Genomic DNA, 4,235 nt, shown 5'->3' with positions numbered 1-4,235 from the left:
CGTGCAGGCGCGAGAGGCCGGCCTGCTTCATCTGGCGATGCACCAGCCGGAAACAGGGCTTCCCAATCGCCGAGCTCTGCTGGCGGGCATCGACGACCTGATCGCCACAGCCGAGACCAACGTCGCCGTGTTTGCGATCGGCGTGGATCGCCATGCGGAAATGCGCGGGGTCGTCGGTTATGACGTCGCGAACACCTTGATGGTCCAGCTTGCCGACCGCTTGGCCGATTTGGCCGACGTGGACCTAGTGGCGCAAATCGCGTCCTCGGTGCTCGCTTTCTCGCGGGCCGATCTGTCCGTCGATCAGCAACACGCCCTGGCCAGATCGCTTCGCGCCGTGGAAACGACCTTTACCGTCGACGGCCAGCCTCTGGATTTGTTCGTCCGCATCGGCAGCGCCTCACAGGATAGGCAGTCGGCGAGCGGCGACGCCCTGATCGAACGGGCGACGACGGCGCTTAACCAGGCCGATCTCTCGGACGACCGTACGGTGCTTTATGACGAGGCGTCCTTTGTCGATCCCGACAACAACCTCGCCCTGATGTCGGAACTTCGCAACGCCCTGCGCACGAGCGACGTCAGTCTGCACTATCAGCCCAAGCGCAAGACCTCGGACGGCTCAACGGCTTCGGTCGAGGCGCTCTGCCGCTGGCATCATCCCGTTCGCGGTCGGATCGGGCCGGACCTCTTCATTCCCATCGCCGAACAGACGGGACAGATCAGGGCGCTGACCGAATGGAGCATCGTCAAAGCGATCGAAGATCAGGCCGCGCTGAGGGCTCAGGGCGTTCATCTGGCGATCGCTCTGAATGTTTCGGGACGTCTTCTTGTGGATGAGGCCTTCCAGGCGCGTGCGCTCCAGTTGATCGAGGGCTGCGACGCCGATCTCATCTTCGAAATCACCGAAACCGCCGTCATCGAAAACCCGAAGATCGCGGCCCAAGCGATCGCGGCCTATCGGGCGGCGGGGGTGCGGATTTCGATCGACGACTACGGCGCCGGCCTATCTTCGCTCAGCTATCTGAAAATGCTGAACGCCGACGAGTTGAAGATTGACCGATCTCTGATCCTTGATGTCGTCAACAGCGCGCGTGATCGCCTGATCATCAAATCCACCGTCGATCTGGCCCACGGTTTGGGCATGACCGTCGTCGCCGAAGGCGTCGAGACCAAGGAAGTGTTTGACGCCTTGTCGGCTCTGGGATGTGACACCATCCAGGGCTACTGGGTCTCGCGACCACTGCCTTTTGAAGGTCTGGTGAGTTTTTTGACACCATCCGAAGGCACAAAAGTTCTGTCTGACACCCATCTAGGCACCGCTGCATAGAGCTTGAGGGGATCATAACATGAGGCTTGGGGCCAGCACGCGATTGGCGCTCGTTACAGGATTGATGGTTCTAACGTGCAGAAAATCGGGCATATTTTCTCAGACTACGAATCTGAGGGTCGGGCGTTCGAATCGCTCCGGGTGCGCCACTTCTTCCAATGACTTGATGATCAGCGCGCGTGTTCATGGACGCATGGTTACAGTCGTTTTGCACCATTCTTTGAAGTCGGCGCTCGGCTCGGATGGTCTAATCGGCATCCAGCACGTCACCGGTTCGCGAACCGCGCCGCCGAAGTTATGTGGCCCGGTCCATCGTTTGTCTTGATGAAAGACATGGGAGCGCGGCGGACGGTTTTGATGGCTTTGCGAAACCAGCGTCAGTTTATGAGTTGAAAACTCAATCTCAGGGCGCCGGTAATGCCTTTGACGCCCATGCGCATGCAGATGGCGCGCAGGTGGGCGCGCACGGTGTGGATCGACATATCCATCTTTCGGCCGATGTCCTTCGGGGCCTCGCCTTGGGTCAGATGGGAAAGGACCAGGAGTTCGGCCCGGGTCAGACCGAAGATGGCGCGTAGCGGCTCCATAACCTCCACGCCCATGCAGTGGGCCGGGCGCGCCGTGGCGAAGATGCGGTCGATCGCATCGGGCGCCGTCGCCAGATCCAGCAGGCACCAGGCGTCATCGCCTGCGCGAAACAGAAGGCGGCCGTGCGATTGTCGTCCTTCCAGCAGACGGTTGGCCAAGGCGTCGAACTCGCCACGATTGCGATGGGAAGGGCAGATAAAGGCCCCGCCAGCGCCCAGCACACCCGCTGCAATCATGGCTCTGGCATTGGCGTTGGCGTGGATCACGCAGCCCTGAGGATCCAGAACGAACCGGGCGAGAATGTCATGTTCGAACCAGGCGGTGCAGTCCGCACGGGGCAGGGGTGTCGGATTTCCGGTTGATCTGATTGGCGTCCGGCGCTGCCCAAATTCTCCTTGCAGGATCGCTGAAACAGCACGGCCGTCTGTTCGCGACGACGCCGCTATCTTTTGCTCATACATTTGCGCCACCCATTTCTGCAGGCTGTCCAAACCCGGATAGGGCTGTCAGCCTCAAGCTTACGATCTGTGTGTGCCGGCTCCTCCAAACAGCCGGCTCATCGCGTTAACTTTGTTACCAGTTTGACGGTCGGGTCGTAATCGCCGCTATGGGCTAACCATGATGGGGTATCTTTCGTCAGCGGGGCGATATGTCGATGGCGAGCACATCCTCATAGCGACCGGCCATCTGATCCTTGATCTTGCCCAAGGTGAACAGCATCGGCAGCGACATGCCGGCGAGGGTGCGGGGCGGATGGACCTCCTTGGTCCAGGGCGCCTGTAGATCGACCGGCGTCCCGTCCAGCTCGACCGTGTAGGCGACGGCGGACGTGGTCTCCGCGTCGCCCTGATGCTGCATCAGGCCGCGATGTTCGGACGTGATCGCGATGACCGACGGTGCATTGGCGCGGACCTGGATGAAGATGCGCCGCGTCAGGCCGGTAGAGGCGTCATCGAAATCGACCACCTCCACACTGGAACTGGAACCAAAGGCGCCGGCGGCGCCAGCCAGATTCAGTTGTGCTCGGGGCGTGGAGACCAACTGCATACGGACCGGGATTGGGGCAAGCAAAGCCGTTCCATCAGCGTCCTTGACCAGCAGCTTCAGGTCGGTAGCGTAGGTTCCGGCGTCGGGCACGGCGTCCACGACGATGGCGGCGTCCAGCTGCGCCTGACCTGTCGCCTTGCCTGCGAGAGTGTAGCGGAAGACGCCAGGCTCGACGTCAGACGTCTGAAGCCCCGACGCCTCTCGCGGGCGGAACTGCACCCCCACGCCCCCAAGGGCCAGCCCGGAAACAATCGCCCCGCCGTCGTCAACAACGGACAGCCGCAGCTCGCAGACCTCGTCTGCCTGGTTCTTCAGGCCCAGATCGATGGCGCCGCTCGACGGTCCCGCAGCGAAGGGATTGTAGTTGATGACGACAGTGCTGGGGCTCTGGCTCAGGGCAAGGTCGCAGGCTCTCGCCTTAGAGGCGGTCACGGCCAGGATAGCCGCCAGGACCAGCGAGACGATGACGGTCAGCGTTTCAGACCAGGTTGGAACCCGGATCTTTCGGTCACCTTGCGCCTTGCGCCTACGGCGACGGCGGAGACGTGCGGATTTCGCCGACATCGACTGTTCCTTCCACTTTCTCGGGAATCACGAATTCTCCCACCACGGCGCCCTGGATCACCAGGCGATAGCGACCCGGAGCCAGGCCATCGGCGACGAAACGCCCGGAGCGGTTGGTGAAGAAGGGCTTGCCCTCGGCATCAGCCGGAGCGCCTGCCGCTTGGATGACGCCGCCGGCCAGAGCGACCGGCCCATTGGCGGACATCAGGACGCCTCGCGCAGTGCGCGACGCGTCGCTACCCACCACGAAGCGGTAACCGTTGCCGTAGCCGGGGAAGATGTTGACCACACCACTACCCAGGTCATAGCCCTGCGGCAGCGGATCGGCCTCGATCTCGTAGCGATTGACGCCATAGCCGCGATCCAAGCCGACCAGAGCCGGACCCAGCCATCCGCTGTGCGCGACCGTATTGCCGCTGGAATCCGTCAGCTTGATGCGCGAACGGGAGAGGGTGGGGTGGGGTGTTGCGATGACGAAGCCCTCGCGCGCCGACCGTCCGACGCCAAAGGCGCCGCCGGCGTAACCGATCATCGTCGACATTCGCCACAACGACTCCTGGCGCGTGACCCCACCGGGCTCGGACGAAACCAGCCGGTTCGATACGAGTTCGGCGTCGAACCGATTATTGATGTAGCGCAGGTCCGCCGTGATCGCTTGGTTGGTTCGATCTTGCGACAGCCGCAAGTCGCCGCTCAAGTCGTTGAGACG

General features: G+C 62.3%; 3 protein-coding genes, 1 tRNA gene and 1 pseudogene. 2 read left to right on the top strand and 3 right to left on the bottom strand.

Going from position 1 to position 4,235, the window contains the following annotated elements; all coding sequences use genetic code 11:
* Together RT123_RS12235 and RT123_RS12230 are read left to right on the top strand one after the other, a co-directional pair.
* Positions 1–1,327 (top strand): bifunctional diguanylate cyclase/phosphodiesterase (locus tag RT123_RS12235; protein ID WP_313009400.1); only part of this gene is annotated, 1,327 nt, incomplete at its 5' end.
* 77 nt (positions 1,328–1,404) lie between these two features.
* A tRNA-Arg gene (locus tag RT123_RS12230) sits at positions 1,405–1,476 on the top strand.
* A 228-nt stretch (positions 1,477–1,704) separates the two neighbouring features.
* Here RT123_RS12230 and RT123_RS12225 read toward each other — a convergent pair.
* The 3 genes and pseudogenes from RT123_RS12225 to RT123_RS12215 form a co-directional block, all read right to left on the bottom strand.
* Positions 1,705–2,181, bottom strand: coding sequence for a LuxR C-terminal-related transcriptional regulator (locus tag RT123_RS12225; RefSeq protein WP_307508410.1), 477 nt, complete (start codon positions 2,179–2,181; stop codon positions 1,705–1,707).
* Positions 2,182–2,551: 370 nt separating this feature from the next.
* Positions 2,552–3,394: a hypothetical protein gene (locus RT123_RS12220; RefSeq protein WP_313009399.1), complete on the bottom strand. Its 843-nt coding sequence runs from the start codon at positions 3,392–3,394 to the stop codon at positions 2,552–2,554.
* Positions 3,395–3,488: 94 nt separating this feature from the next.
* Positions 3,489–4,235, bottom strand: a pseudogene (locus tag RT123_RS12215) (hypothetical protein); the annotation flags it as partial.

It is taken from the genome of Brevundimonas vesicularis (genome assembly GCF_032067225.1).
Lineage (GTDB): Bacteria > Pseudomonadota > Alphaproteobacteria > Caulobacterales > Caulobacteraceae > Brevundimonas > Brevundimonas vesicularis_F.
This window is presented reverse-complemented; position numbering and strand designations above follow the sequence as displayed.